This is a genomic window from Mesorhizobium sp. ESP-6-2 (assembly GCF_020164675.1).
GTDB lineage: Bacteria > Pseudomonadota > Alphaproteobacteria > Rhizobiales > Rhizobiaceae > Mesorhizobium.
Map to the genome: position 1 here is coordinate 1 of NZ_JAIUGT010000003.1, position 26,350 is coordinate 26,350.

Sequence of the window (26,350 nt, forward strand, 5' to 3'; positions counted from 1 at the left end):
ATGCCGCGCGCCTTCTCTTCCGGCGCCGCGTCAATCTGGTCATAGCGCTTGTATTCGCCAAAATACTTGGTGATCGCTGCCGTCAACGACGTCTTGCCATGATCAACGTGGCCAATCGTGCCGATGTTCACATGCGGCTTGGTGCGCTCGAATTTACCTTTTGCCATAGTCTCTTTCCTTGGACGGCCTGGACCTTCAGTTCAGTCGAATGCGGGGCGATTAGCGACAAAGGCCAAAAAACACAAGCGTCTTTTGCCCGGGCGCCGTCTCACTCGGTCCGAACCCGTGATCCGATTGCAGGGATATAGCGCTGATATAGGAACGTGCCGCGCGAAATGGAATGGCCTAAACCCCTGCGCAATGGCGCCGGCATTGCGCGCGCCGCTCGTCGGTTGCTGTCGGATTGGTCGCCGCTCCATGGCCCATTGCGGCGGCGTTCCCGCTCTGATTTCCTGCACCGATGCATTTCATCCCGATAGCCGTTCGCGGCCCCCTGTTCATGATCGTCTCGACCGGGTCGTATCTCGTCAACGATACGATGATGAAGCTCGCCACGGCCGGCCGGCCTATGAAGTGCTGTTCCTGCGCGGCGCGGCGGCGGCGCTCTGGGGCTTTCCGCTGCTGTTTGCGCTCGGTTATGGCAAGCAGATCCCGCTGATCTTCGACAAGCGCGTGCTGCACCGCAACCTGCTCGAACTGGCCGCCATCCTTTGTTACGTCGTGGCGCTCGCCAACATGCAGATCGCCGATTCCACCGCGCTCGGACAGGTCACGCCGCTCTTGATGCTGGTCGGCTCCTCCATCCTGTTCGGCGAGCGGATCGGCGGCCAGCGCATGGCGCTGATCGGGCTCGGCTTCATCGGCGCGCTGATGGTGGCGCAACCGACCATGCAAGGCATTTCGGTGTATGCCTTGCTGGCTCTTGGCAACGCGGCGTTCGCAGCCGCCCGCGATCTGGCCGGCCGCAAGATCACAGCCGAGGTGCCCGGAATGATCGTGGCGATTTCAGCCGTCGTCGTGGTGCTGATCGGCGCCGGTGCGGCACACCTGGTTTCAGAGCGCTGGATCATGCCCGAAGCGCATCATCTGCTGCTCATGGCCGGAGCCGGATTTTTCCTGATCTTCGGCCATTTCTTCATCTTCATGGCCTATCGCGTCGGGCCGACCAGCGCGGTGGCGCCGTTCTACTACTGCTTCACCGTCTGGGCGGTGATTTCGGGCCTGCTGGTGTTCGGACAATTCCCAAACGCGCTGGCGGTCTGCGGCATCCTTCTGGTTGTCGGCAGCGGATTGGCCATCGTCTCGCTCGACCAGCGCAAGCGCCGGCTGGCCGCCGTCGCATAGGCCTAGCGCCCTGGCAGGCGCCCGCATATGCCCTTTCAGCAGATATTGCAGTAGCCAGATTGATCGTCTAATCGGCGAAGCATCGTCCGACCGACCAAGACATGATGATCAGCCAAGGGAGATTCCCCATGACCGATTTTGACCAGAACAGGCACTCCGACGCCGAGCACAAGGCGGCCATCCGCAAGTCGCTTGTCGGCTGGGCGGTGTTCATCGCGGGAACGCTGATCTTTTTCGCCGCGGCCGACGCAATCCTGATGCCATAGGCAAGCTTGCCGGGCATACCGGCCGGAAGCCGGTGTTGCCTCGGCGGAATTCGAAATATCAGACAGTTCGGCTGGCGCTTAGATCGTGCGTTTGCCGGCGAACTGGTGGTAGGCCCACAACACGACCACGGCCCCCACCACCGCGACGATCAGGCTGTATATGTTGAGGCCGGTCACGCCCGACGCGCCGAAAGCGCTGAAGATCAGGCCGCCGACAATGGCGCCGACAATGCCGAGCACGATATCCATGATCATGCCCTGGCCGCTCTTGTTGACGATCTTGCTGCCAAGAAAGCCGGCGATGACGCCCAGAATAATCCAGCTGATGATTGACATTTTTCCTCTCCAATCCCCTGCCACGTCCATCATTTTCATATGATTGTCAAAAGCTCAAGCCAGCTTGAAATTCCGCCCGATTGCGTCATTGTGAGGATGGGACGGGCTTGGTTGACAAGGAGATCCACGATGGGACTGTTTGACAATGCCGTTCCGGGCGGCAACATCACCAAACCCCTGATGATCGCGCTCGGCGCGCTGCTGGTCGGAAAGATGCTGAGCGGCAGGAGTACCGAACAGCCGGAGCAACCCCAACCTCCCGCACCGGCCGAGCCCAGTGAAACCGCGGCCGGCGATGGCGGCCTGCTTGGCGGACTGGGCGGCCTGCTCGACAAATTGAAGAACTCCGGCCACGGCAACGTCGCCGATTCCTGGGTCGGCACCGGCCAGAACCAGCCGATCAACGCCAACGACCTGGGCAACGCGATCGGACCGCAGGTCATCCGCGAGATCGCGCAGAGGACGGGGCTCGACGAGCAGGAACTGCTCAAGCAATTGAGCACGGCCTTGCCTGGCATCGTCGACAAGCTGACGCCGAACGGCCAGGTGCCGCAGCAACACCAAGTCGCGTCGGCCTTCAACAGCTGAAGCGAGCGGACAGCCATCCTCTGGAGCGCTGCGCGACTTGGCCGCGCAGTGTTTCAGCTTGCCGATGGCGTGGGTTGGAAATCTGGAGCGGGTAGCGGGAATCGAACCCGCATATTCAGCTTGGAAGGCTGCTGCTCTACCACTGAGCTATACCCGCGCCTTGCCCTGAAGTATCGGATTTCCCGGAAAAGCGCCATGCGCTTTTCGCCTCCGATGCTTTCACGTTTCAGGGCTTCCGGGCCGGCAGTGGTGGAGAGGGTTGGATTCGAACCAACGTAGGCTAAGCCAACGGATTTACAGTCCGTCCCCTTTAACCACTCGGGCACCTCTCCAGTCTGCCGCCGGAGCCATGCAACGAGGCATTCTTGCCGATCCGGACCCGAGTATCACTTCTCCGAAATCAGCGAAGCGCCTTATGGCGGCAAGGCCAGTGGGTGTCAACCGCGTGGGAAGGGTTTTTCGATGTTGTTCGCCGGCTGTGGCGACGGGCCATATCCCTGGCCGCCGGAGACCGCTATAGAAGCCGGCCATGAGCAACAAGACCGGCACCCCGAAAGACACCCACTACGCCAAGCTGCGCCGTGCGCACCGCGACGAGAAGAGCGGCGGCGCGCCGGCGTTCCGGCCGCGCCAGCCCGTGCCACCAGGCGAAAACGCAGGCGACGGCCTGGTGCGTCTCTATGGCCTGCACACGGTGCGGGCGGCGCTCGACAATCCGCGCCGCAAGATCAAGAAAATGCTGGTGACGCGCAATGCCGCCGAGAGGCTGGGACTGGCCGACCTCGCGGCCCTGCCTTTCAAGGCGGAGTTGGTCGAACCCAGGGACATCGACAAGATCACGGGTTCGGATGCCGTGCATCAAGGCGTGCTGATCGAGGCCGAGCCGCTGAAGTCCAAGCGCCTCGACGCTCTCGGCGATACGAAGCTGGTGCTGGTGCTCGACCAGATCACCGATCCGCACAATGTCGGCGCCATCCTGCGCTCGGCGGTCGCCTTCGATGCCGGCGCGCTGATCACCACGGCGCGCCACAGCCCGCAGGAATCGGGCGTGCTGGCGAAATCAGCCTCGGGCGCGCTGGAGCATATCGACCAGATCGAGGTGAAGAACCTCGCCGACGCCCTTGGCCAGTTGCACCAGGCGGGCTTCCAGACCATCGGCCTCGATTCGGATGGGCCGGCGGAACTGGAGACCAGCTTTGCCGGTGACCGGATCGCGTTGGTGCTCGGCGCGGAGGGCAAGGGCCTGCGCCAGAAGACGCGCGAGACGGTGACGACACTGGCCCGCCTCGACATGCCCGGCGCCATCCGCTCTCTCAATGTGTCGAACGCCGCGGCGGTGAGCCTTTATGCGGCACGGAAATTTTTAGCGAGTAGCGAGTAGCGAGTAGCGAACTCCAATCCCGGCTCTCCGCGGCTGCAACCCCTATTCGCTATTCCCTACTCGCTATTCGCCTCTGCCTACCTCATGTCCCGCCATCCGCTCCAGCGCCCTGACCAGGGCCGAGTGATCCTCCCTGGCGCCGCCGTTGGCGGCGCAGGAATTGAACAGTTGCTGGGTGGTCGACGTGTTGGGCAGGGAGACGCCGAGCGCCCTTGCGCCTTCCAGCGCCAGATTGAGATCCTTCTGGTGCAGTTCGATGCGGAAACCCGGCGCGAAGGTGCGCCTGACCATGCGTTCGCCATGCACTTCGAGGATGCGTGAGGCGGCCAGCCCGCCCATCAGCGCCTGCCTGACCTTGGCGGGGTCGGCGCCGGCTTTCGAAGCAAAAACAAGCGCTTCGGCGACGGCTTCAATGGTCAGCGCGACGACGATCTGGTTGGCGACCTTGGTGGTCTGGCCGACGCCGTTCGGTCCGACCAGGGTGATGTTCTTGCCCATCTTCTCGAAAACGGGCCTGGCGCGCTCGAAGGCCTCTTCCTTGCCGCCAACCATGATGGTCAGCGATGCGGCCTTGGCTCCCACCTCGCCGCCCGAGACCGGCGCATCGAGATAGTCGCAGCCCAGTTCGTTGATTTTTTTGGCGAAGGTCTTGGTCTCGATCGGCGAGATCGAGCTCATGTCGATGACCAATTTGCCTTTGGAAAGACCTGATGCGACGCCGCTGTCGCCGAACAGCACCTCGGCCACCTGCGGTGTGTCGGGCACCATGGTGATGATGATGTCGGCGGCCTTCGCCACGGCGGCATGGCCGGTGACCGACTTCAGGCCCCTGGCGACGAGATCGGCCGGCGGCTTGGAGCGATGGTCGCTGGCGATGACCGTGTAGCCGGCGTCCAGCAAATGTCCCGCCATCGGCGCGCCCATGATGCCAAGGCCGATGAAGCCGATGGTTTCCATTGTGGTTCTCCGTCTTGTTGAGGTTGCGTTCCTTCACGCCCCCTCTGGCCTGCCGGCCATCTCCCCCACAGGTGGGGAGATTGGCAGTTTCGGCGCTGGCCCCAATTTTCTCGGTTTAAAATTTAGCGAGGCCGCCGGTGACATCCGATCTCCCCTTTTTGGGGGAGATCGCCGGCAGGCCAGAGGGTGGCGCCGTAGAGCGCGAGTTCAAATTCCTACTGCTAAGCCGCCGCACTCCCTTGCCCAGCCAACTCTTTGAACCAGCCCAAACCAGCCTCGGTCCCCGCCTTCGGCTTGTATTCCGCCCCGACCCAGCCGGTATAACCAATGCGGTCTATGTGCTCGTAAAGGAAGGGATAGTTGATCTCGCCCGTCCCCGGCTCGTGACGGCCGGGATTGTCCGCAAGCTGGATATGCGCGATGCGGCCGAGATTTGCCTCGATGGTACGGGCGAGATCCCCCTCCATGATCTGCATGTGGTAGATGTCGTATTGGAGGAACAGGTTCTTCGAGCCGACGCGGTCGATCAACGCCAGCGCCTGGTCGGAATAGTTCAGGAAGAAGCCCTCGATATCGCGCGTGTTGATCGGCTCGATCAGCAATTTGATACCGGCCTGCTCCAGTTTCTCCGCGGCGAAGGCGAGGTTCTCGGCAAACACATCCTCGAGCACGTTGCGGTCGACACCGGCGGGCGCGATGCCGGCCAGGCAATTGACCTGTGAGCAGCCGAGTGCCTGCGCGTAGGCGATCGCCTTGGCGACGCCCTGGCGGAATTCCGGCACGCGGTCCGGCAAAACGGCGATGCCGCGCTCGCCCTTGCCCCAATCGCCCGCCGGCAGGTTGAACAGCACCTGTGTCAGGCCGTTCTTCTTCAGCCGCGCGGCCACCACCTCGGGGGCATGGTCGTAGGGGCCTATATATTCGACGCCTTTGAAGCCCGCGCGGGCAGCTGCATCAAAACGTTCGAGGAAGTCATGCTCGCCAAAGAGCATCGAAAGATTGGCTGAAAAACGCGGCATTCTTTTTCTCCTAGTCCAGCATCACGATCGCCGTCGGCGCGTCTTCCTGATGTTCGGCAAGGTCCTCGAATTCGGTGATCTTGTCGATCTCAGTGCCCATCGAGATGTTGGTGACGCGTTCGAGGATGAATTCGAGCACGACCGGGACCTGATGCTCCTTCATTAGCCCCTGCGCCTCCTTGAAGGCGCCGGCGAATTCTTCCGGTTTGCGCACCCTGACCGCCTTGCAACCCATCGCCTCGGCAACAGCGACGTGGTCGACGCCGTAGCCGGCCTCGGGATCGTCCGACCGGTTGATATTCTCGAAAGCGAGGCTGACCTCGTAATCCATGGAGAAGCCGCGCTGCGCCTGGCGGATCAGGCCGAGATAGGCGTTATTCACGACGACGTGGATGTAAGGCAGCTTGTGCTGCGCGCCGACCGCCAGTTCCTCGATCATGAACTGGAAATCGTAGTCGCCCGACAGCGCCACGATGGTGCGCTCGGGATCGGCCGCGCGAACGCCAAGGGCTGCCGGCAGTGTCCAGCCGAGCGGGCCGGCCTGGCCGCAATTGATCCAGTTGCGTGGCTTGTAGACATGCAGGAACTGCGCGCCGGCGATCTGCGACAGGCCGATCGTGGTGACGTAGGTGACATCGCGCCCGAACGCCTTGTTCATCTCTTCATAGACGCGCTGCGGCTTCAGCGGCACCTGGTCGAAATGCGTCTTGCGCTTCATGGTCTTCTTGCGGTCCCGGCATTGCTTCGCCCAGCCCGACCAGTCGCGCAGTCTTCCGGCCGTTTTCCACTCGGTGGCGACGTCGAGCAGCATCTTCAGCGCGGCCCCCGCATCCGAGACGACGCCGAGATCGGGTGCGAACACACGGCCGATCTGCGTCGGCTCAATATCGACATGAATGAACTTTTTTCCCCTGGTGTAGACATCGACGGAACCGGTGTGGCGGTTTGCCCAGCGATTGCCAATGCCGAACACGAAGTCGGCCTCGAGCATCGTCGCGTTGCCGTAGCGGTGCGATGTCTGCAGCCCGCACATGCCGGCCATCAGCCGGTGGTCGTCGGGGATCGCGCCCCAGCCCATCAGCGTCGGGATGACGGGCACGCCTGCTATTTCGGCGAACTCGATCAGCAGGTCCGAGGCATCGGCATTGATGATGCCGCCGCCGGCGACAATCAGCGGCTTTTCGGCGGCGTTGAGCATCGCCAGCGCCTTCACGGCCTGGGCGCGCGTCATTGCCGGCTTGAACGGCGCCAGCGGCTCATAGGCGTCGATGTCGAACTCGATCTCGGCCAATTGGACGTCGACCGGCAGGTCGATCAGCACCGGTCCCGGGCGCGAAGACCTCATCAGGTGGAATGCCTTCTGAAGCGCCATCGGCACGAGATAAGGCTCCATGACGGTGACCGCCCATTTGGCGACGGGCGAAGCGATGGTCGCGATGTCGACGGCCTGGAAATCCTCCTTGTTCAGCCGCGCCCGCGGCGCCTGGCCGGTGATGCAGAGGATCGGGATGGAATCGGCTGATGCCGAATAGAGCCCGGTGATCATGTCGGTGCCGGCCGGGCCTGACGTGCCGATGCAGAGCCCGATATTACCTGCCTTGGCCCTGGTAAAGCCTTCGGCCATGTGCGAGGCGCCCTCCACATGGCGGGCCAGCACATGACGGATGGTGCCCCTCGCCTTCAGGGCCGAGTAGAGCGGATTGATCGCCGCGCCCGGCACGCCGAAGGCGCAGGCGATGCCTTCCTTTTCGAGAACGAGAACCGCCGCATCAACAGCGCGCATCCTGGCCATTTTCCGGCCCTCCACAGGGGTTGTCATTGTTGGATGGCGGAGAATGTCAGCAGGCCGTCTATTTTTCAATTTTTTCAGAATATTTTTTCATTTCTAGGAAGCTGCCGTTGTCTCTTGATTTCATTTCTCTTTTTGTTTTCCAAAAAGTGGCAATGCAGAAGGCGTGAAAAACTTTTTTATTGTCCGCTCGGGAAAATCGGGCATGATGGCGCCATGGAAACCGCTGAAAAACGCCAGCGCGGCCGGCCGCGCGCCTTCAACGGCCCGTCGGAGGCGGCTTCGGTGCAGTCGTTGGACCGGGCCTTGCGCATCCTGGCCATCGTTGCCGAGGGCAGCGGCCTGTCGCTGAGCGAGATTTCAGCGCAAAGCGGGCTGGCCGCCTCCACCGCCTACCGCATGCTGACGACGCTTGAAAACCACGGCATGGTCGAGTTCGACAGCACGGACCAGCTTTGGTCGATCGGCGTCGAGACCTACCGGATGGGCGCGGCGTTCCTGCGCCGCCGCAAGCTGGTCGACCGCGCGCGCATCGTCATGCAGGAACTGATGGAGAAAACCGGCGAGACCGCCAATCTCGGCGTCGCCGAGGACGATTGCGTGGTGTTCGTCAGCCAGGTCGAGACGCACCAGGCGATCCGCGCCTTCTTCCGGCCGGGCACGCGCAGCCCCTTTCATGCTTCAGGCATCGGCAAGGCGGTGCTGGCGCATCTGGAACCCGCGCGCGTCGGAGCCATCCTGCGCAAGGCCGGCCTGCAGCGCTTCACCGACAGGACGCTGTCCGACATCCCTGCCCTCGCCCGCGATCTCGCGACGATCAAGCTGCGCGGCTGGTCGGTCGACGACGAGGAACGGCATCCAGGCATGCGCTGCGTGGCATCAGCCATCTTCAACGAATTCGGCGAGCCGATCGGCGGCGTCTCCGTGTCGGGCCCGACGGTCCGGGTGACGCCTGAGCGGCTGGCCGAGATCGGGCCGATCGTGCGCAATGCCGCGGCCGAGGTCACCAGGATGATCGGTGGCGTACAAACCGGATGATCAACCTGCCCCCGGCAGCGCGCTTCTGCTCGCAAGATCGAAGAAATCGAGCAGGATCGCCATGCCGACACCGCAGGCGGTGAAGACGAGGCCGATGATGAAGATGCGATTGGCGTGTTCATAGAGGCGCCGCTGCAGGCACTTTGTGTCGAGCAGAAGCGACAGTGCCCGCATCTGCAAGGCGATGCCGGCCAGGATCGGTAGCACGGCGACGAGATGATAGGTCTGCCACGGGATCGGATTGGCAGCCCAATGCGTGATGAAGCCCAGCGAAAACGCCAGCAGGATGCCGACGGCCGTGACCGTGCCGTTGCGGAAAATAATTTCGACCTGTTCCTCTTTCGGGTCCTGCTCGTCCAAGGATCACCCTCCCCCATATCTGCCCGCAGATCATCGCCAAGCAGATTAGGCCTTCGGGAAATGCCTGTACATTGCCGATCGCATTGATGATTCAAGGTTCAGGCTTGCCCTTGACAGTCGGCCCAATCCAACAAATGTCCCGCCGTCCAGAGCAGCAGAAAAGGGGCTCGCCTGAACCCCTCTTCCGGTGCTGAACGGTGCTGCTCCTCTCAAAGACGGCAATAATGACGATAGCCGTCGTAACCAATGTAGGTGTCGGAGTCCGGATCGTAGCTCGAATAGCGATCGAAGCAGCGGCGGACGTGCCACGAGCCGCCGTCCTCATCCACATAGACAGCGCGGGGCTGGGCAAGCAGGCTGCCCAGGACAAAACCGCCGACGCCGGCGGCAATGCCGATGCCGATGCCATGGTGGTGGTGATGCGAATGAGCCGCCGAAGGCTGGACGGTGCCGATCAAAGCGGTGGCGGCGACGGTGGTGGCGATGAGGCTGGAAACGAGTGCGCGCTTGAACATGATGATCTCCTTGCTTCGTTTGGAGAGGCGACCCATCCGCCTCTTGATCATCTGTCGTTCGGCACAAGAAAAAGGTTCGAATCTTTTTTTAACGTGAACCGAGGAGGTCGTGCTGACGGCGACCTAAGAGCTTGACGAGACATTCATGACCGCCCCGCTTCGCCCAACGAAAAAAGGCGGCCGAAGCCGCCCTTTCGGGTGAATTGGGTTCCTCCATCAAAGGAAAATGATCACCTTGCCGTGCTTGTGGTGATGATGGTTGTGGTGCTTCCACCAGAACTTCTTGAAGTGCTTCTTGTGATGGTTGTGGTGGTGATGGTGGCCGTGCATGCCGTGGGCCGACGACGTGCCGACGGTGCCGGCGAGCGCGCCGGTGGCGACGAAGATGGCAACGAGGCCTGAAACGAGAGTGCGCTTGAACATGATGATCTCCTGGATCTTTTGATCGAGGCGACCCATTCGCCTCTGACCATCAGTCGGCGCGGCGCGGGAAAAGGTTCGAAAGGTGGAGGAGATTTTTTCGGAGAGGTCGGGGGAGTGGTGAATAGTGAATAGTGAGTAGTGAACCCGCACGACCGACCTCGGGTTCACTACTCACTACTCACTACTCACCACCCACTCTTCACCACCCCAGGCCCGTGACATGGCGCAGCCAGAAGGCGAGCGCGATGAAGCCGATGATTGTGGTGACGCCGGTCCAGTCGATGTTGGCGTTCTTGACGTCCCTGATGAGCTTCACCAGCAGCATCCAGGCTATGACGACGATCGGCAGGATGATGACGAATCTGATCATGCGACAGCCTCGCCCAAGCGATTGCACCTGCCGTAGGATATAGGAAGCGAATTGGCCGTTTTCAGGATGGCGTGTCTGTTGCCCGGCAGCGTCTATGAGCGCCTCAAACCCGACATTTGTCTTTACTGGCGCCGCAAATATGGCTAACCGGTGCCGCATGCCCTTGTAGCTCAGCTGGTAGAGCAGCGGTTTTGTAAACCGAAGGTCGCGGGTTCGATTCCTGCCGGGGGCACCACCACATTATCCAATAAAAACAGTAGCTTGTCGACTGCGCGCCAATCGATTCCAACGCATTTCGACCTTGCAACACGCCGCACTCAGAACGGCGCGTTTCAAGGCTTTGTCATTGATTCCCACGGAGTCCGTGCAACACGGATGCAACACGGGAGCACCACTAGCCGTAATGCTCTCCCCGCTTAATCGTCATATACGTCAGCCAATCGATCGTGCCTCGCCCTGAGTTACACTCCCAGCAGGCCAGGGCTATATTGTCCCTGTCATTGCGGCCGCCGGAGGCGCGTCGGTTCAAGTGCTCGAGCGTCTCGGAATCGGGCAACAAGTGGCTGCTGAAACTGATCCGCATCTTCGTCTGACAATAGCAACAGCGGCCACCCTGCTTTGCCCGCAGGGTGGCGCGCAGTTCAGGGCGCTGGCCGCCCTTGCCCATGTCAGGCCGCCGCAGCCATGGTGGCTTCGATGGCGTCAAGTTCGCCGTCGACGGCATAAACAAGCTGATGCAGCATTAGGCTATCGCGTTCATCGACCACGATCTCGCTTGCCGACATGAGAATGGCGCGGAGCATGGCGCGCGCGGTTTGGAAATGCTCTTCGGTGTCCGTGTCGTTAAGCATGCCGGCGACTCCTCGTTGCTAGTTGATGTTAGCAGCGGTAAAACAATGCAAGTTGGCTGTCAACTAGCATCTGCTAACAATTGCAAACAGGAGACGAAATGGCCAGGACCGCGCCACTCGGATTGAGGATTGAGCCTGAAGTGAAGGAGGCGCTGGAGCGTGCTGCCAAGGCCGACAAGCGCACCGTTGCTTCATACGTTGAGATCCTCATTGTAGCTGACTTGGAAGCGAAGGGTTTCCTTCCCAAAGCCGAATAGGGAAAGGGCCGCCACCCCCGAAGGTGACGACCCTGCCGTGCGTCATGTCCAGTGAACCTCTTTCGAGGCGCTAAAAAGCCACTCGGCAACAACCAAACGCCAACCGCCAGCGATTGTTCCCCGCTAACGAAGAATTCCTTACTGCTTTGCTCCGCAGAATCGGCAAGCATGGCATTTACGCAAGTTTTTTCCAAGTACAAATTGCGTAAACGCCTAGTTCATTATTCCGTGTGGACTCCATTCTTGTTTTATGGAATCTAGCTCCAATGAGCGATATTCCCGCGCAAACTCTGCTGGGCACCATCTACACCGCAAAGGAAGCGGCAGGGCGGCTTAGAATGACGCAGCGCGGCGTTATCACGCTCGGTAAGCGCTACGGATGCTGCTCATTGCATGGCGAGCGTAAGGTGCTGTTTTCCGAGCAGGATCTTGTCGACATTTGGCAAATCATGCGGGCGCCTGCCACTGCAGAAAAGCGTGCAACGGCCAGCGCCATTGCGTTCTATACGTCTGACGCTTCCTACAAAGACCTTCTCCGAACCGACCAACGGAAGCGCGACGAAAAACGACGCTTGCGCAAAGAACGCGAGGCCGTTGAACGCGAGAAGCGGCTGGAGGCAAAGCGCCAAACCACCCGCGCAAAGAGTGATGCGAGAGCCGCGAAGCGCGAAGCCAAGGTCCAGGAGTTAGCCGCGAAGCGTGCAGCGAAGGCCGTAAGCGCGTCTGAGTTAGATCGGGGGAACCACGATCCTGCCTACTGGACGGATGAGCGAAAGCGCGCGCTTCGAGACGAGCGCGTTGCCAGGATCCGAGAACGTTCTGAATGAACGAACCTAAGACCGTCACCAACGCTGCGTTGGATAAGTTGCCGCTTTTCGCCACCGACCTGGAAATTGCGGTCGCGGTCGTCGGCAAGCGGAACGCTTCACGCTGGAAGCGCGACGTCATTCCTATGCTCGAGCGCCAGGGCTTCCCGCGTTGGGACCCATTGCACCAAGGGCGGCCTGTACCGCACGTGCGGCAATTCTATGCGCTTTATCTTGGCATCACCGCCGGCTTCACGATGGCGCCGCCAGACGGAGAGGAACGAGCGTGGATTGGAAAGCGAGAGGAAAAGAAGATAGACGACGAAGAGCGGCGTCGTGCAGCCGGGGAGGACGTTCCAGAGCGACACCCCATCACAAACGAGCCGACAAAGCTAAAAGCAATAGCTGAATACAGGGCCAAGACGGCGGCAAAGTATGCCGAAACACCGTATCAGCAACGGTAGCGTGAAAGTGAGCTTGAACGGTTTCTGAGGACTGGAAAATAGGTTCAGCAAGACTCGGCCTTGACTTTCCCTCCCATTTTTGTGTGGGTGGGTTCATCGTTTGATGCCGGGAGTTAGAAATTGGTCGACAACAACAACGAAGTAGTCAACCTGACCGCAGACATCGTGTCAGCGTATGTGCGCAACAATCCCCTCCCCGTGGACGGTTTGGCGTTTTTAATTGCTTCGATCCATTCATCGCTGCTGGGTCTAGGTCAGCAAGCAGCGCCCGCTGTCGAAGCGCTGGTGCCCGCAGTCAAACCAAAGAAATCGGTTTTTCCGGACTACATCATTAGCTTGGAAGATGGCCGCAAATTCAAGTCAATGAAGCGTCACCTAGGCTTGTTGGGAATGACACCCGACGAATATCGCGAGAAATGGGGGCTGCCGAGCGACTACCCCATGGTGGCGCCGAACTATGCGGCGCAGCGGTCGGCGCTGGCGAAGGCATCGGGACTCGGGCGGAAGGTGGCTGAACCGGCTAAGAAGGTGCCTACGAAAAGGAAAGCGAAGGCGAAATAGCCAAACGGCTGCGGCGAGAATTGGAGTCGGTGACCGGCTGCTTTAATGCAAAAGGCTGCCATTCGGGCCGCTTTCGATCCGCCCTGCTTACGGACAAGACCCTCCACACCACTCGTCTCTCCGGCGGATTTCAACCTCGTCCCCCGTTTCCTGGTCTTTGTCGATTTGGAGAACCATGTCTCGACCTCAAGCTATATGCGTGTACTGCGGCAAGCCCGGACGCACAAAGGAGCACCTTTGGGGCAAATGGAGCATAAAGCATTTCCCGTCATTCCATAAAAGCTCCGTGCACAAGGTAGTCCGCTATCCCCACGTGACAGGCTTCCCCTTGCCCCTTCATCTCAAGGGCGCGCTAACCCGTCAGGGTCCTACCAGATCCCTAACCATCAAAGCTCCTTGCGAACGTTGCAACACAGGATGGATGAAGGGAATTACCGATCGCAACATTTCCATCTTGAAGAAACTTGGAATGGACTAATGGTGGAACCTGTCGCCGGCTGAACGCACTGACTTGGCCGCGTGGGTATGCATGTTCGTGATGACGTGGGAATTTGCCGATAAACTTACAGTTGCCGTTACTGGCGGTGAACGCAAATTCCTCATGGAAAATCTCAGGCCGCCTGACAACTGGAAGATATGGATAGGCCGCTATAACGGGATCACGTATAACGATCAAATCTCGCATCGCGCGTTTTCGCTCGGAGATATATCAATCAAAGAACCGAATTCGCAGACCACTACGTTCCAATTTGGAAAACTTGTAGTATCGTGCTTCAGCACCGGCGCCGATTTCGATTTCGAGGCCAGCAAATATGGACTCGCTGTTGGGCTCCACACATTGTGGCCGTTGGTCGATCAAGCAATCAGTCAACCCGCACTCGTCGCTGACGACGCGCGCGCCAAATTTCTCGCCACCGCCTTCACCAACGACTTGCTCAGGCTCTTTGGCTAGAGCGGACGTTCCATGTCGAAATGAAGTGCCGGCCAGTCCCGGCTCAGTAGACATTTCCAATCCTGGTACGCCAAGTACATAATTGGGACACAATCCTAGGTGCAGCCATACCTGGCGATGCGCCGTCCATCCGATGAACGGAACGGGCCCGGTAAGGTTTGGCAGGATCTTGATGCGGGCAACCAAGTGGCCGCTCATCCCCGGAACCGCTCGGTGTACCAGGTGATCTTGCCGCCGACCTTCACCGGCTTGTGAATCATCAGCTTCTTGGGCAGGTGTTCGGGATGCACCTCGAGCAGCGTGACCTTGATCGACGGCTTGCAGCGGTCGCAGGTGAAATTCAGGGTTTGCGGGTCACGGCCGCCGCCGAACACCATCATCAGGTCGGCCGAGCGATGATAGCGGACATTGCCGCAGCTGCATTCCGCCTTGACGAGCATGTTGTGCCGGGTCGCCTTGCCCAGCGTGTCTATCGGATCGTGCGCCATGAGAACAAAAAAGGAACAAATTCCTTGCCCGTCAAGATAGCCCCGATGAAAATTGACCGGCGCGCCTCAGAAATCAAACAGGTCTTTCGGCCCGAGGCCGATTTCGTCGATGATATCGGGCGTGTTGTTGCGCGGCGATCCGACCTTGCTGTCGATTGGCCACATCTTCATCAGGTCGGACGGGAACGGCTTCATCAAATCCCGTGGGTCCAGCTCGGGCCCGAGCCAGCGCATGTAGTCGCCCGGCGCCAGGATCACTGGCATGCGGTCATGAATTGTTGCCATGAGCTCATTGGGCTCGCACGTGGCAACTGCGAAGGTGCGGATCAGTTCGCCCGTCGCCCTGTCGGAATACTCCTCCCAAATCCCGGCCAGCGCGAACGGCTCGCCAGACTTCATAGCGATGGCGTGAGGCTGCTTCTTCTTTCCGGAGGGGTCGAGCTTCTGCCACTCGAAATAGCCGTCGATCGGCACCAGGCAGCGGCGTGAGGCATAAGCTTTCTTGAAAAGGCCGTTGGTGGCGATCGTCTCGCACCGAGCGTTGACCGGAGGCGGCCCGCCGCCGCCGTCCCTCGCCCAGCCAGGCACCAGTCCCCAGCGCGCCGAGACAAAGCCCGCCATGCTGGTCGACATCTCCTCACGGATGATGATCGGGTATGTCAGGCTGGGCGCGCCGTTCCAGAGCGGAAAGCTGTTGCCCAGCCGCTCGACATCGCCAGCATGGGCGAATTCAAACCGGCGAACCATATCGGGAATGGTCGTTTTGACGAAGACGCGTCCACACATGGCGGGAAAGATAGGAAGCCCCTTGTGGAGAGTCCACATCTGGACAGCTATTCGCTCCCGCCACCGCTTCGATTGGTGACAGCTTCGAACATCACGGCAAACACGCTGTCTACCTCCTCCTCGATCTCCCGAGGCGCTATCCCATCCCTAGCCGCCTCCGCCATGGCGCGATCGGCGAGATCGGTCGCAGCTCCCGGGTCCATGGAGGGATCATCAGCGATATTTTCGGTCATCCATTTGTGCAGAAAGTTCAGCCCGCGTGTGCTCATCCAGCGATAAGCTCGATCAACAATTTAGGTTCCCGGGCTGCTGATGTAGCGCGCAAAAACGCTTGGCACCGACTCGCAACTTCACTTGGCAGCGGATTCCTATGCACTCCGCTCCAATACTCTGCGTACGACCTGCTCAATGCCGTTCAACGGATGTTCCATAGCCCAGACAGCGAACAGCTCCTCAGTAGCTTGTTGAACGAAAGGCGCGATCGCGCTTGGGGAGGTTCCAGCGTCAATGACGACGAATCCCTCTGCCTGATCGTCGTAAGCTTGACCATGCGGCGAGTAGTAACGCCTCGGATCGGTCCACGACTGGATTTGGCGGCCTTGTAGCTTTTCCCACCTAAAGGCAAATGCCAGGGAGGTACCTTCACCACGCTCCAGGCCCTTGGCTATCGCTAAGCCCACAGCAATCGTCTCAGCGACCCGATAGATCATCAAACCGGGATCGAGCACGGTGGACGGCTCGACGTGTTCGCTCATGTCGTCACCAAGAACACGCCACAAATAGAACTCACCCGTGGCCTTGATCCGGTAGAAATCGGCGTGGGCGCCCCATGTCCTTCCTGGGCGGAGCACGATGGTGTCCCATCCCTTGTCTGTCTTGCGGGGGCGGAATTCCTCATCGTGGAAATTTCTGGAATCTAGCCAAACCGGCCAGCCCGTGTATTGGGGATTCGAATTCGCGACAGTGTCGAAAAACTTCTGACTGCTATCCTGATCTGGAAACGGCGGGTCAATGACCAGCATGGCCGACCAAGTTCCTGCTTTTTCTACCTGCTGCGCCCTTTCCCGAAACTCGTCTGAGTCAAAACACTGACGCCGGCGTCGATCATTCATGCGGAGCAACTCAAAAGTCCGAGACCTGAGAATGTTGCTCCTAGAATTCGCATCCCAGCGGAAGAAATCGACACCCTCGTCGACGGCGGCTCCCGATTTCAGGCCAGTGATGAGCTCAATTAGCATCTCAAGCTGGTTCGGGCCGAGGTGCCGACGCAAAAACCGGCCGAAGTCGGCCTCCCGATTCTCAAAACAGATCTCCACGATATCTGGCCAGTCTGAGTGTTTGGCAATCGAGGAGCTCGGCACGTTGCTGGAATTCAACGTGCGAAAGTAGACTGCGTCCTGGCGTATCAGATGCTTGCCGTCAACGATCAGAGGGCGCTTCGCCGCGACTGGAGCCCTAACACCTGGTGCAACACTGAGCACGGGGAACCGACCTTCGACGCGCTCGCCAAAGCCGACTTCCACCTCGAATGCGTGCGATGCAAAATAGGAGACTATTGAGTTAATTGAATCTGTGTTGAAGGCCTGGTGAAGATCTGCCGGCCTGCCGTCGGTGGATGGGTGAAGGGCCTTGTCATCAAAGCCGATGATCAGCCGCCCGCCGTTTCGGTTTCGCAGGGCCATGCAGGCAATAGCGATCTTTGCTTTCCCTTCGTCCGCCTTAGGATCGAGCCATCGCTTCACTTCAACGTTGAGACTCTCAGCCGGATTTTCGACGAGTTGATTTAGGATTTCCTGTGATGACGCCACGTTGAAAGATCTCCCCACCAACACCACGATGTCTGGCCAGTTCACAAAAAGCAAGTTTCATCGCCGCATCTCAGGCGTCACCGCATGGTGAATTGGAGGTCAGGCCGAAACGCCTGTCCTGGCTTCCAGCTTCTTGCCGAGCGTGTCTTAGTCCTGCTCCCAGAATCCTTCAGCGAGGCGTGGCGCAGCTTTTCCTCGCCCTTGAGAGTTTGGACCTTGCCGGCCAGGCCCGGCCGCAACCACTGTGCCTTTTCCTTCTTGAGTCCTTTCGGCACCGGCGCGCCGATCTTGCCCTGCACTCTATCCCATAGGGCTTGCCTCTTGTCGTGCCTGAAGCTGACGTTCGCCGTGCCGACATAGCGACCCTTGTCGGCCATGAACACCCGAGCCGCCTGGCCGGGATCACGCTGCACGCCTATGATCTCCAGGTCCTTTAGCTCGTAGCACTTGACCTTGCGCCAATGCATGGTCTCGCCGCTGCGATAGACGCTGTCCTTGCGCTTCGAAACGATGCCTTCAAGGTTTGTCTCACAGGCCAGGTGGTAAACGGCATCGCCGGTGCCCGGCAACGCCTCGCTGAACTGTATCCTACCGCCGGTTGGGATCATCTCGTGCAGGATCTCGCGACGGTCTTCCAGCGGCATATCACGCAGGTCATGTCCATTGAGGTGGAGGAGATCGAAGGCGACCAGATAGAGGTCCTTCGGCTTGCGCCCCGCGACGGCCGATTGCAAGGCGTGGAAGTCAGACAGGCCCGCTTCGTCGACCTTCATGACCTCGCAGTCGAGGATGAAGTTTTCCGCCTCGATCGCCGCCGCCTCGTCGGCAAGTTGGCGATACCGGTCCGTCCAGTCGTAACTCCTCCTGGTGAGAAAGCGGATGCCGTCAACGTCCTTGATGACCTGGGTTCGATAGCCGTCGAACTTGACCTCATGGCTCCAGCCGTCGCCTTGCGGCGGCCGGTCGACCAACTCCGGCTCCATCGGCTTGATGAATGTCAGCCGGCCTTCGCCGGAATGCTTGCGCAATTGAAAACCCCACGCCACCACGCGATTCAAGCCGCGACGCCCGATTCAGTTCCGGAACATTTTAGCTGAATTGAATGTTTGACCGGTTGAGGAGGTGCTCATGCTGATCAACTGTCCGCAATGCAAAGGCAAAGGCTTCTGGAGGCTCCCGGTCGAAGACATTGACGATCGCTACGACCTTGCGTTGGCCACCATGATCTATGCTGATGGGAAGCGTTGGCCCGCTATGTCGGAGGGACCGATTTGGAGAGTTCCCACAGGTGACCCCGTCACCTACGAATTCCCTTGCTTCAGGTGCCGCGGACTAGGCGAAATCGACCTGTGATAGCTGAAACGCAAAACCCCGCCCGGGCGGGAAATGCCGGTTGAGTGCGCCGTCAATACCTACTTTCAATGATAGACTGCCCGCTCGAACGCGCTACTTTGGCAGAAACGTTCAGGAGCGATACGATGTCACGCACTGAAGCCAAGCCCATCGACGCAGCATTGACCATTGCGGAACTGGCCAGTCCCGAGCGAGCGGTTATCGCCGCGATCGAGCTTTACGGGCAGGATGCTGCGACCGCCGTCGCTTGGTGCGCGCTAGACGCGAATCTAGCTGGTCGAAACGCCGACTACCGCTTTTGGTGTCAGGTCTTTCGAGAACTGACCGGCGCAAGCACGAAGCAATAAAAAAAGCCCGCCACCGTGAGGTAGCGGGCAATGACAGGAAGTGCTGGGATCAACCAGCGTAGGTCAACGAGCGGCGGCGGGGTCGGTTGCGCTAAATTTGACCCCATAGGCCTGTGATCAATTGATGATATTGATCCGCCAGGGCGCGACTCACCACGGTCGCGGGGACACGGTGATAGGTCGCAATCTTCACAAGCGTCGTCTCTCCTCTGGCCAATCGCTGCAAGTCGATCCCCCGGCATTCATATGGATAGAGGACTTCGATTGCCGCTATCTCGGCAAGGACCTCCGATTGAGTGGCTTGGTGAGGGGCCTCTCCGTTGGTAACCTCAAATTCGATCAATAGATCTTGGATCCGGCCGACGCCATCGGTCGACCAGTCCTCCTTTTCGTCAACGACGGGGTGGCACATCTCCTTCGTCGCAGTGAAGCGTTTGTGATCGTCAGTTTGGTCATGCTTGACGCGGATGATCACCTTATTTTTGTAACGCTCCATTAGCCCGCGTGTAAACGTGGAGGTGAACACGACTTGGGTTTTGATGATCTCAAGCTCGTACATCTGTTCAATGCATCGCTGAAGATCCTCGATGGATACCATGTTGGCGTCACCGCCCAGCACGTAGGAGCGATATTCCTCACGGAGCTGGCGCACCTTCCTCAAAACCTGAAGCAATTTTTCGGTTGAGACTAACATCTTAAAGAATCCACATATGAAAAAGGCCCTAGGACAACCTAGGGCCTTCAACAGAATTCGGCTAATAAACGCTATGGCCGAGTCGAGTCCTTGAAGTCAAGGGGGGTCTCTTCGCCCCGGTCCACAGCAGCGTACAGCGCCGAGACTTCAGCGCAGACAGCCTCAGCCGTTGCCTCATCCTGATTCCGGATGAAGAACTTCACGTCCAAAAGCCCGTCTGCCGCCATTCTCTCGAATCGCACAGCGAGCGTCTGGCATTGGGACATGCTATCCATGACTCGCTCCTTTCGTTGTGGTCGAACGTGTCGACCCCTGGTATGTTCCGTTGTTCACGTTAAATAAGGCTTTAATAGGCAGATTTGAGTGGGCGTTACCACAAAACGTCGCGTTGTCAAGCCCGCCGTGATCCTTGGAAATCATCCGCATAATATGATTCCTATGTCGGTTCGTCTATAGCGGTTCATACGATTTCGTATGTTTCGTTAATTTCGGCCGTTTGACGATGCGTTGGTCGTTCGCATGAAACGCCGGAAATCGCGAAGTCGGCTGTGATGCATTTGCGTTTGACGCGGACATGTACAAGGCACCAACATCTGCGTTTCGCTGGATAATTGTCGGTATCGTCCGCCGTAGCTGCTCAATCCCTCTTCATGTCCCCCTTGGATGACGTCACGGATAGAGTCGCCGATCTGATCTGCGATTTCTACAACGAGTCACCTAGCTCGGGTGCGTGTCTAGCCACCCCGCGCAGCGCGCCAGATGTCTACCAGTAGGCCGTAACAAGCGAATCCAAAGCAGCGGCGGCCCGGCGGCACAGGCTACTTGCCCTTGGAAACTTTGTAATAAATCTGGACGGCAAGCCAGACGATACCGAGAAGTGTAAGCGCCAGGGAGGCGCCGTCCTGAATGTATGGAAGCCAGAGGACGTTGGTCGTGGCTGCGGCGGCTATGCCGTTGGTTACGCGTTCTTGGATCACTTCTTGACGCCCCGCAACTCGGCATCACGCTGCGCGTAGAAGTCCCGAAGGGCAGCATGCCGCTTGGCACACGTAATCAGCGCCTTGCGGTCAGAAATCCAAAGCCGCTCGACGTCGCGCTGTGTCAGGACGCCCTTGGGTAGCCGTACTGGACCAAGGCATGCCGCGACCGTCTCGCGCGCGGGCTCTACCAGGGCGGGCGGCAGTGCCGTGCTAATGGATCGAGTCGATACGCAACCCTGCATCGCCAGACAGGCAAACGCGATCGCGATCAGGGTCAGCGTCCGCTTCATCTGATTTTTCCTTGATAAGTTGTTCTAGGGCTGCGTTCTCGGCCTCGAGTTGCGCAATGCGCTGCGCTTCTAGCGCCTTGGCCTGCGCGTTGGCCTGCGCCTGCCTTGATATCTCGGCGTTGGTGGCGGCTTGGATGGCTACTTCGCGCTGTTCGTATTTTAGGGACCAAACGGCTTCTTTGTGGGCGCCACCCAAGTGATAAGTCCATGCCAAAACCGCAGCCACAGCCAGCGCGGCCAAGCCGTACACGATGAGCGAGGCATAGCCGCCCGTCAGGGTGTCTAGGAGTTTCATGCATCCCTCATTTCGATAGGCGGCGGCTCGGGCACGGCGCCGTAATCGGCTCCCTGCTTCAGCGCTGTAAGCAGTTGCCGAAGATCCATGTGGCCGACGCCCATGTATCCTGCCGCAATGGTTGCGATGAATGAGAAGCCTGCAACAGCAACGGACGCCTGCGCGCTGTAAATCGAATAGAACAGCGCCACCCAAGCTAACACCACGCACGCAATCACTAGCCGCTTGCTGAAGGTGCGGCTCTTGGGAATGAGGTCAGCCGCCATAGCCAACCGCCTTTAGAGCCGCGTCGTACTGCACGGCGTGACCAGCTATCAAAGCGGCACGGTCAGTGCCGTTGATGATGCGGCGGGCACCAGCGAAGTTCGATTCCTGAAGGGTGATGTAGTCGGCGAGCTTCTTGCCGGTGAACCATCCGTCGCGCATACCGGTAACAAGGATGACAGCAGCATGCTCCGGGTCCAGAAGCAGGCGCGGGTTAGCCACGAAGTCCACGCCGAGTTTCTTGCTGGCCAACTCGTAGTTGCGCTTCCACGTCAACTGCACAAAGCCCATGCCGACATACGGGTAATAGGCTTTGCTGCGCAGATAGGTCTCGCCGCCCATCTCGCGCACCGGATGCATCGTGTGGCCCGTCTCGTGCCAAGCCGTTGCCAGCACGTACGCCGCCTGATTGCGAAGCAATCCTTCGGCGTTGCACTTCGCCAGAATGAGGCGAGTGCAGCCAAAATCTAGGTTCATTTGGATTCCTTTAGAGGCTACCCGTTGCGCAGGCGGCCAACCATGCTGGTGCCGCGGCGATCCCAACGCGCCAACTCAATCGCGCAATGATTTGGCTCGACCGCCTCCATGAGGCGGCAAAACAGGCAGTCGGGCCGCCAAGCGGCGATGCGGGCGCAGAGGGTTTGGTTTGCTGAGCCGCCTAGCGCGCGGTTGAGGAGGCGGGATAGGCGGCCGAAAGTGGTCATGGCAGTTCCGTCCCGCCCTCGCGGGCAGGTTGTTCAGGGATATGAGTGGTGTAGGAATCGACTCGCGTCAGGCGCGGTGTTTTGATGCTGGCGTCTTAACGGGAGGGGAAAATGGCTGGAGAGCCGCGTCGATGGCAAACCGAGAAGCTTCGTCTAGAACGCGAACCGCCTCAACATGATGACATCTTGCGAAGTATTGGAGAAATTGTCATAGCTTGGAATGGCGTCGAAGCTTCCATTCGGCTTATCCTTGAGTTTCTATGCGGCCCCTCTGCTGTAACGCAGGTTATGACGGCAGAATTGACGGCAGAGCAGTTGTCAAATTCGCTTCGCGCCGTCGGGAAAATAGCGGCTCCCGACGAGATCAACGACAATATTGAGTTCATCTGTGTGGCGATGAACGAACAGCGTCCATATCGGAACGACTACCTACATGGCATTGTTTATAGCGCACCAGGCACAGAAGGTCTGGGTGCGCAGATCAAGAACAAAAGCTCTAGATCGGGTCAACTGCGCCTACACGACCAAGTCATCGACGCTTACGAAATGTTCCTCACGAAAGAAGCGATGATACTGCTGTCTGGCCATGCTCTTGAAGTGTACTCCTGGCTTTGGCTTCATCGTAATAAGGGGACACTTTCAACATTGCCGCAAAGACCGACATTCCCGAAGCTTCATTCAAGACGCCTTCGAAATTGGCCGCCGCGTCCCCCAATGCCTCTGCCATCGCAGGAGTTACGATGATGCCGCCGACATTCCACGTTAAAGCCATTTCAATTTTCTCCAGCCATGACGTGTCCAGCAATTCTATGCTGTGTACGCCGGCCACAACTCGTCGGCGGTCACGTCGGCCGGCAGCGGATCCATGGCTTTGATCGCCCAGGACGCAGCATAGAGCGCCGAGACGTATGTTGCCGATTGCTGCCACAGGGAGAGGACCTGCTCCGGCGTCAGGTCATGATCGGTGTTGGTGCCGTCCCGAAAGGTCGTCAGCGTCGTCGCGTCGCCCTGGCCGAGGCGCAACTGGGCGCCAAAGGCAAGATCGCTGAGATTGCTGCGATCCTCATCCCGGCCGGTGACGGCGATCCCGTCGATGGTCTTGCCGGCGACGATGCGACGGGCACGTTCGCGATTGACCGCGGCACGCTGGTCCGAGGCAATGGCGGCGGCCTTCTGCTCGGCGGTGACGATTTTGGCGGGATCAGGCGTCCACATTTTCACTCTCCGGCGCTGATACTTCCGCGATGAACGTCGTTTGAACTTCATCCGGCTGATGCCAGCGGTGCTTGGTGACGACGATGTTCTTGCCACCCTCGACGCGGACTTCGGCGATATCGACCGTCGTACTGGCGGGCAAATCGACCGCACCATCAGGCACATCCTCCAGCGGCTCTGGGAACGCCTGCCATTGTTCGGCGTGGAATGGCGTCGGCAGCAGCAGCGTCAAGACGATTTCACCGTTGATGCGTTCGACATCGCCAATGATCCATTCACAGGGGATTTCTCCGGACGGGATCGTCGCGCCGTCTGGCAGGGTGGTGAAGTCAAACGCTTCGCCGTTGATGTCCAAAGCATCACCATTTTTGATAACAATCAGTGCCCCGTCGCGGCATTCAGGCGTTAAATTGATACGCATGTTAGAACCACCTTCCAATGGCAAGCCAGTCAACGCTGTAGGCTGTCGACGCGATGGATGTCGGGCTTGTTGCGACGATGTTGTTTGTTTGGAACGGATAGAACCAGGCACGAGTACCGACGCCTCCCGATCCCACGTAAAAACGCTGTGCGCCGCCGACGAAGGTTGTTGGCTGGGTGATTGAAACGCCGCCCGGTGAGATAAACATATTGCCGAATGCGGTATCGATGCTGGTCGTCCAGCTTTTGGTACCCCAATTGATCTGCGTTCCGTCACCGAGCCGGCAACTATTGCCGTTCGCATTGGTGGTGAAGACGGGAAGAACCGGCTTCCATGTTGACCACGTTGCGCCGCCGTCGTTACTACCCCGCGCGTACATTGCGCCGATGCCACCGGACGACGTTTCCAAATGCGAAATCTGCGTGACGATGGAAGACGATTGCATGACCAGAACATTGCAAAAACTTCCGGCAACGGGTTGGTTCAGCGTCGATGAAATCGCCAGGTAGAAACCCGGTTTAATCGCCAAATTCAGATCATTGCTGGGAGGCGCGATGCCATTCAGGCCAAGCCGGGTTCCGGCCGCGATCGTTTCGAGAGCTGCGGCGGCATTGGCATCGTCCAGCAGCGTCTTCGCGAAGGCTGAGACACCGAGCGTCGTCAGCATCGCCGATGCATCCGCATCGTCCAGCAGCGCGCGGGCCGCTGCCGTGAAATCAGCCAACGCAGCCGCACCGGGACCGGTGAAGTAGGGAAGCTTGTCCGCCGCACTGTTCAGGGCGGCAATGGCGGCGATATCGCCATCGGCCAGCAGCTCGACCAACGCCGTTGCCGCCGCGGTATAGCGAGCGCCGTCCGGCTGGAAGCGTATGCGATAGGCGGAGCCAGCGAGGGTTGTGCCGGGCCAATTTTCAGCCAGCACCAGATGGGTGTTGTCGGTGACGGACGCGATTGGGACGGCAAGGCCGGCTCGCATGAAGAGATCGCCCGGCCGAACGCTCGCCGCCGCCCATGCCGTGCCGACGCCCGTAACAGCCGTGCTGCCATTGGCGACCGACACCGTGCCGGTCTGATAGTCCTGGACGATCGCCATGTCAGTTTGCCTTTTGCTTCCCGACCGGCGCTTCGGCCGGCAGTGTGGCGAGCTCAGCTTCCAACTCGGCAAGCCGCGCCTTCAAGTTCGCATTGCTTTGCGCCAGGTAGAGGATCCTGTTCTTGGATGCCTTCTCCGCCGCTGCCAGCCGCTCGACCTCTTCCTCCAGCGCGACTTGCATAGAAATGGTCATGACCCCGGGATCATTGGTTTTCGTGTCTGACATAACGTTCTCCATGACTGGAAACCCCGCTCGAGGCAGGGCGAAGATGGTGAAAGGTGGTGAGCGCCTCTACGAGGCGATATAATTCCGGTAGGCGGCGAGCACTTCACCGGCTTCGTTCAACAGGACGACGCCTTGCTGCGTCTCCCCAACGTCAAATGTGTCCGGCGCAAAATCGCCGACCGGCTCGCAACAAACGATCTCGCAGTCGGTGACCCAAAGCGCCACCGAGCCGTCATCCCGAAACAGCTTGGTCGAGATGCCATCGTCCTCGAGGCGGGAAGCCTCGACATCGACTTCGATGCCGCTTGTATAGGTGATCCGATAGATCGTCATCGATACCTCATCAGCGCACCGGTGATCGACCCAGTGCCGCCAGAGAGCGCGTAGGTAGCCGTCCCGGCTGAACGGGAGTCTCCAACCACGCCACACTTGTTGCCAACGAATGAGAAAATCTGCTCCTGGTTGGGTCCACCAAAATTGTAGTAGAGATTTGCTGTTCCAGCCGTGGTCACGGCGAAGATCAATGCCGGCGTGGAATAGGCGTCGAAGACCACGTCGATATAGCGGTTAGTGCCAAGAGCGCCGCTATAGGGCGCGCAGAACTGCGTGATCGAACCATCCTTGATGGTGATTGTGGTGACGTTCAGATCGGCGATCTTGGCCATGATCCCCTACTTCTTGAAATACACGGCCATGAGCATTCCGGTCAGACTCGCGGAACCCAGGCCGCTTGCATTGGCGGCACCAGTTGTGGAGTAGACGGGAGCCGTTCCGGGGGTTGGATCGTAGACCGCTCCGCTCCATGGCAGTTGCACGCCAGGATCCCCGATGTCCGTCCTTGTGACGCTATTGCTATAGAACGTCGTAGCGCCACGCATGACGGAAAAATTCACCGATGCCGTGCGGGCCTGGCTGGAAGTCGCACCGCTGGCGCATACCCCATTGGCGTTCCAATATAGGGTTATCGGGTTGCCACTCGGATTCGATATCGCAACAGATGCATTAACGCTCGTCGATGGATTATAGGAAAAACTCGACTGGCCAGCGCCAGTCAGCGCGGCATTGCCGAACTTAATGGTATCGACATCAAGGAGTGCGATCTTCGCCAT

At 59.3% G+C, this 26,350-nt stretch carries 40 protein-coding genes and 3 tRNA genes; 13 read left to right on the top strand and 30 right to left on the bottom strand.

Annotated features, from left to right (window positions below; all coding sequences use genetic code 11):
• Positions 1–167, bottom strand: a 167-nt coding sequence (locus LB532_RS09340; protein ID WP_263492174.1) for a GTP-binding protein, incomplete at its 3' end; no start/stop codon positions are given.
• 406 nt (positions 168–573) lie between these two features.
• On the opposite strand from LB532_RS09340, the gene LB532_RS09345 reads away from it, so the two are divergent.
• Positions 574–1,344 carry a DMT family transporter gene (locus tag LB532_RS09345; protein WP_224556661.1) on the top strand — a complete coding sequence of 257 codons (771 nt, stop codon included), beginning with the start codon at positions 574–576 and terminating at the stop codon, positions 1,342–1,344.
• A 128-nt stretch (positions 1,345–1,472) separates the two neighbouring features.
• Positions 1,473–1,610 carry a hypothetical protein gene (locus tag LB532_RS09350; protein ID WP_181169285.1) on the top strand — a complete coding sequence of 46 codons (138 nt, stop codon included), beginning with the start codon at positions 1,473–1,475 and terminating at the stop codon, positions 1,608–1,610.
• Between the two features lie 78 nt (positions 1,611–1,688).
• Here the strand turns inward: LB532_RS09350 and LB532_RS09355 are convergent, their stop codons facing one another.
• Positions 1,689–1,946, bottom strand: a complete 258-nt coding sequence (locus LB532_RS09355) for a GlsB/YeaQ/YmgE family stress response membrane protein (RefSeq protein WP_140493554.1) — start codon at positions 1,944–1,946, stop codon at positions 1,689–1,691.
• 129 nt (positions 1,947–2,075) lie between these two features.
• Between LB532_RS09355 and LB532_RS09360 the strand changes: the two genes are divergently transcribed.
• Positions 2,076–2,534, top strand: coding sequence for a YidB family protein (locus LB532_RS09360; RefSeq protein WP_140638042.1), 459 nt, complete (start codon positions 2,076–2,078; stop codon positions 2,532–2,534).
• Between the two features lie 83 nt (positions 2,535–2,617).
• Here the strand turns inward: LB532_RS09360 and LB532_RS09365 are convergent.
• Both LB532_RS09365 and LB532_RS09370 read right to left on the bottom strand, forming a co-directional pair.
• Positions 2,618–2,691 (bottom strand) — tRNA-Gly (locus LB532_RS09365).
• 90 nt (positions 2,692–2,781) lie between these two features.
• Positions 2,782–2,866: transfer RNA gene (locus LB532_RS09370), tRNA-Tyr, on the bottom strand.
• A 197-nt stretch (positions 2,867–3,063) separates the two neighbouring features.
• Here LB532_RS09370 and LB532_RS09375 point away from each other — a divergent pair.
• Positions 3,064–3,915 (top strand): TrmH family RNA methyltransferase, encoded by an 852-nt coding sequence (locus LB532_RS09375; protein WP_140638041.1) that lies wholly within the window; start codon positions 3,064–3,066, stop codon positions 3,913–3,915.
• Between the two features lie 63 nt (positions 3,916–3,978).
• Here LB532_RS09375 and LB532_RS09380 read toward each other — a convergent pair whose 3' ends face one another.
• The 3 genes from LB532_RS09380 to gcl form a co-directional block, all read right to left on the bottom strand.
• Positions 3,979–4,872, bottom strand: coding sequence for a 2-hydroxy-3-oxopropionate reductase (locus tag LB532_RS09380; RefSeq protein WP_140638040.1), 894 nt, complete (start codon positions 4,870–4,872; stop codon positions 3,979–3,981).
• Between the two features lie 221 nt (positions 4,873–5,093).
• Positions 5,094–5,891: a hydroxypyruvate isomerase gene (gene hyi, locus LB532_RS09385; RefSeq protein WP_140638039.1), complete on the bottom strand. Its 798-nt coding sequence runs from the start codon at positions 5,889–5,891 to the stop codon at positions 5,094–5,096.
• A 10-nt stretch (positions 5,892–5,901) separates the two neighbouring features.
• Positions 5,902–7,683 (bottom strand): glyoxylate carboligase, encoded by a 1,782-nt coding sequence (gene gcl, locus LB532_RS09390; protein ID WP_140638038.1) that lies wholly within the window; start codon positions 7,681–7,683, stop codon positions 5,902–5,904.
• A gap of 213 nt (positions 7,684–7,896) precedes the next feature.
• Between gcl and bhcR the strand changes: the two genes are divergently transcribed.
• Entirely contained in the window at positions 7,897–8,718 is an 822-nt protein-coding gene (gene bhcR, locus LB532_RS09395; protein ID WP_140638037.1) for an HTH-type transcriptional regulator BhcR, read from the top strand.
• Here the strand turns inward: bhcR and LB532_RS09400 are convergent, their stop codons facing one another.
• The 4 genes from LB532_RS09400 to LB532_RS09415 form a co-directional block, all read right to left on the bottom strand.
• Positions 8,719–9,078: a hypothetical protein gene (locus LB532_RS09400; RefSeq protein ID WP_140638036.1), complete on the bottom strand. Its 360-nt coding sequence runs from the start codon at positions 9,076–9,078 to the stop codon at positions 8,719–8,721.
• 209 nt (positions 9,079–9,287) lie between these two features.
• A complete protein-coding gene (locus LB532_RS09405; RefSeq protein ID WP_140638035.1) occupies positions 9,288–9,593 on the bottom strand; it encodes a BA14K family protein in 306 nt (101 codons plus the stop codon).
• A 216-nt stretch (positions 9,594–9,809) separates the two neighbouring features.
• Positions 9,810–10,016, bottom strand: coding sequence for a hypothetical protein (locus tag LB532_RS09410; protein WP_140638034.1), 207 nt, complete (start codon positions 10,014–10,016; stop codon positions 9,810–9,812).
• Positions 10,017–10,215: 199 nt separating this feature from the next.
• Complete coding sequence (locus LB532_RS09415; RefSeq protein WP_140638033.1) at positions 10,216–10,386, bottom strand: hypothetical protein; 171 nt, start codon at positions 10,384–10,386, stop codon at positions 10,216–10,218.
• A gap of 159 nt (positions 10,387–10,545) precedes the next feature.
• Here LB532_RS09415 and LB532_RS09420 point away from each other — a divergent pair.
• Positions 10,546–10,621: transfer RNA gene (locus LB532_RS09420), tRNA-Thr, on the top strand.
• 159 nt (positions 10,622–10,780) lie between these two features.
• Here the strand turns inward: LB532_RS09420 and LB532_RS09425 are convergent.
• Positions 10,781–11,110, bottom strand: a complete 330-nt coding sequence (locus LB532_RS09425) for an HNH endonuclease (RefSeq protein WP_318011214.1) — start codon at positions 11,108–11,110, stop codon at positions 10,781–10,783.
• Complete coding sequence (locus LB532_RS09430) at positions 11,055–11,237, bottom strand: hypothetical protein (RefSeq protein WP_224556667.1); 183 nt, start codon at positions 11,235–11,237, stop codon at positions 11,055–11,057. The genes LB532_RS09425 and LB532_RS09430 overlap by 56 nt, the downstream gene beginning before the upstream one ends.
• A gap of 98 nt (positions 11,238–11,335) precedes the next feature.
• On the opposite strand from LB532_RS09430, the gene LB532_RS09435 reads away from it, so the two are divergent.
• From LB532_RS09435 to LB532_RS09455, 5 genes are all read left to right on the top strand, one after another.
• Positions 11,336–11,494 carry a DUF1778 domain-containing protein gene (locus tag LB532_RS09435; RefSeq protein WP_224556670.1) on the top strand — a complete coding sequence of 53 codons (159 nt, stop codon included), beginning with the start codon at positions 11,336–11,338 and terminating at the stop codon, positions 11,492–11,494.
• A gap of 266 nt (positions 11,495–11,760) precedes the next feature.
• The gene (locus LB532_RS09440) at positions 11,761–12,321 is read left to right on the top strand and encodes a hypothetical protein (protein ID WP_224556672.1); all 561 of its coding nucleotides are present in this window, start codon (positions 11,761–11,763) and stop codon (positions 12,319–12,321) included.
• Positions 12,318–12,764, top strand: a complete 447-nt coding sequence (locus LB532_RS09445) for a hypothetical protein (RefSeq protein ID WP_224556673.1) — start codon at positions 12,318–12,320, stop codon at positions 12,762–12,764. Before LB532_RS09440 ends, LB532_RS09445 begins: the two co-directional genes overlap by 4 nt.
• A 120-nt stretch (positions 12,765–12,884) precedes the next feature.
• Complete coding sequence (locus LB532_RS09450) at positions 12,885–13,325, top strand: MucR family transcriptional regulator (protein ID WP_224556675.1); 441 nt, start codon at positions 12,885–12,887, stop codon at positions 13,323–13,325.
• A 529-nt stretch (positions 13,326–13,854) separates the two neighbouring features.
• Positions 13,855–14,277, top strand: a complete 423-nt coding sequence (locus LB532_RS09455) for a hypothetical protein (RefSeq protein ID WP_224556677.1) — start codon at positions 13,855–13,857, stop codon at positions 14,275–14,277.
• A 194-nt stretch (positions 14,278–14,471) separates the two neighbouring features.
• On the opposite strand, the gene LB532_RS09460 is transcribed toward LB532_RS09455, so the two are convergent.
• The 5 genes from LB532_RS09460 to LB532_RS09480 all read right to left on the bottom strand — a co-directional run bounded on the left by LB532_RS09460 (position 14,472) and on the right by LB532_RS09480 (position 18,342).
• The gene (locus LB532_RS09460) at positions 14,472–14,765 is read right to left on the bottom strand and encodes a hypothetical protein (RefSeq protein ID WP_224556679.1); all 294 of its coding nucleotides are present in this window, start codon (positions 14,763–14,765) and stop codon (positions 14,472–14,474) included.
• A gap of 66 nt (positions 14,766–14,831) precedes the next feature.
• On the bottom strand, positions 14,832–15,551 hold the full coding sequence (locus LB532_RS09465; RefSeq protein WP_224556813.1) for an SOS response-associated peptidase: 720 nt from the start codon (positions 15,549–15,551) through the stop codon (positions 14,832–14,834).
• Between the two features lie 47 nt (positions 15,552–15,598).
• The gene (locus LB532_RS09470; protein ID WP_224556681.1) at positions 15,599–15,784 is read right to left on the bottom strand and encodes a hypothetical protein; all 186 of its coding nucleotides are present in this window, start codon (positions 15,782–15,784) and stop codon (positions 15,599–15,601) included.
• Between the two features lie 135 nt (positions 15,785–15,919).
• A complete protein-coding gene (locus LB532_RS09475) occupies positions 15,920–17,413 on the bottom strand; it encodes a helix-turn-helix domain-containing protein (protein ID WP_224556685.1) in 1,494 nt (497 codons plus the stop codon).
• Between the two features lie 23 nt (positions 17,414–17,436).
• Positions 17,437–18,342: an RNA ligase family protein gene (locus tag LB532_RS09480; RefSeq protein ID WP_224556815.1), complete on the bottom strand. Its 906-nt coding sequence runs from the start codon at positions 18,340–18,342 to the stop codon at positions 17,437–17,439.
• Positions 18,343–18,837: 495 nt separating this feature from the next.
• Between LB532_RS09480 and LB532_RS09485 the strand changes: the two genes are divergently transcribed.
• Positions 18,838–19,059, top strand: a complete 222-nt coding sequence (locus LB532_RS09485; RefSeq protein WP_224556688.1) for a hypothetical protein — start codon at positions 18,838–18,840, stop codon at positions 19,057–19,059.
• A gap of 91 nt (positions 19,060–19,150) precedes the next feature.
• On the opposite strand, the gene LB532_RS09490 is transcribed toward LB532_RS09485, so the two are convergent.
• The 5 genes from LB532_RS09490 to LB532_RS09510 all read right to left on the bottom strand — a co-directional run bounded on the left by LB532_RS09490 (position 19,151) and on the right by LB532_RS09510 (position 22,059).
• On the bottom strand, positions 19,151–19,753 hold the full coding sequence (locus LB532_RS09490; protein ID WP_224556690.1) for a hypothetical protein: 603 nt from the start codon (positions 19,751–19,753) through the stop codon (positions 19,151–19,153).
• Positions 19,754–20,726: 973 nt separating this feature from the next.
• Complete coding sequence (locus tag LB532_RS09495; RefSeq protein ID WP_224556694.1) at positions 20,727–21,023, bottom strand: dehydrogenase; 297 nt, start codon at positions 21,021–21,023, stop codon at positions 20,727–20,729.
• Positions 20,944–21,318 carry a hypothetical protein gene (locus tag LB532_RS09500; RefSeq protein WP_224556696.1) on the bottom strand — a complete coding sequence of 125 codons (375 nt, stop codon included), beginning with the start codon at positions 21,316–21,318 and terminating at the stop codon, positions 20,944–20,946. Before LB532_RS09500 ends, LB532_RS09495 begins: the two co-directional genes overlap by 80 nt.
• On the bottom strand, positions 21,315–21,584 hold the full coding sequence (locus LB532_RS09505; RefSeq protein WP_224556698.1) for a hypothetical protein: 270 nt from the start codon (positions 21,582–21,584) through the stop codon (positions 21,315–21,317). Before LB532_RS09505 ends, LB532_RS09500 begins: the two co-directional genes overlap by 4 nt.
• Positions 21,574–22,059, bottom strand: coding sequence for a carboxypeptidase (locus LB532_RS09510; RefSeq protein WP_224556700.1), 486 nt, complete (start codon positions 22,057–22,059; stop codon positions 21,574–21,576). The genes LB532_RS09505 and LB532_RS09510 overlap by 11 nt, the downstream gene beginning before the upstream one ends.
• A gap of 338 nt (positions 22,060–22,397) precedes the next feature.
• Here LB532_RS09510 and LB532_RS09515 point away from each other — a divergent pair, with 338 nt between their 5' ends.
• Positions 22,398–23,030, top strand: coding sequence for a hypothetical protein (locus LB532_RS09515; RefSeq protein WP_224556702.1), 633 nt, complete (start codon positions 22,398–22,400; stop codon positions 23,028–23,030).
• A gap of 63 nt (positions 23,031–23,093) precedes the next feature.
• Here the strand turns inward: LB532_RS09515 and LB532_RS09520 are convergent, their stop codons facing one another.
• From LB532_RS09520 to LB532_RS09550, 7 genes are all read right to left on the bottom strand, one after another.
• Positions 23,094–23,501, bottom strand: a complete 408-nt coding sequence (locus tag LB532_RS09520; protein WP_224556703.1) for a DUF4376 domain-containing protein — start codon at positions 23,499–23,501, stop codon at positions 23,094–23,096.
• A complete protein-coding gene (locus tag LB532_RS09525; protein WP_411908874.1) occupies positions 23,488–23,922 on the bottom strand; it encodes a hypothetical protein in 435 nt (144 codons plus the stop codon). Before LB532_RS09525 ends, LB532_RS09520 begins: the two co-directional genes overlap by 14 nt.
• Position 23,923: 1 nt before the next feature.
• Positions 23,924–25,015 (bottom strand): hypothetical protein, encoded by a 1,092-nt coding sequence (locus LB532_RS09530; RefSeq protein ID WP_224556705.1) that lies wholly within the window; start codon positions 25,013–25,015, stop codon positions 23,924–23,926.
• A gap of 1 nt (position 25,016) precedes the next feature.
• On the bottom strand, positions 25,017–25,241 hold the full coding sequence (locus tag LB532_RS09535) for a hypothetical protein (protein ID WP_224556707.1): 225 nt from the start codon (positions 25,239–25,241) through the stop codon (positions 25,017–25,019).
• Positions 25,242–25,307: 66 nt separating this feature from the next.
• Positions 25,308–25,574: a hypothetical protein gene (locus LB532_RS09540; RefSeq protein ID WP_224556708.1), complete on the bottom strand. Its 267-nt coding sequence runs from the start codon at positions 25,572–25,574 to the stop codon at positions 25,308–25,310.
• A complete protein-coding gene (locus tag LB532_RS09545; RefSeq protein ID WP_224556709.1) occupies positions 25,571–25,906 on the bottom strand; it encodes a hypothetical protein in 336 nt (111 codons plus the stop codon). Before LB532_RS09545 ends, LB532_RS09540 begins: the two co-directional genes overlap by 4 nt.
• Positions 25,907–25,912: 6 nt before the next feature.
• Positions 25,913–26,350 carry a hypothetical protein gene (locus LB532_RS09550; RefSeq protein ID WP_224556710.1) on the bottom strand — a complete coding sequence of 146 codons (438 nt, stop codon included), beginning with the start codon at positions 26,348–26,350 and terminating at the stop codon, positions 25,913–25,915.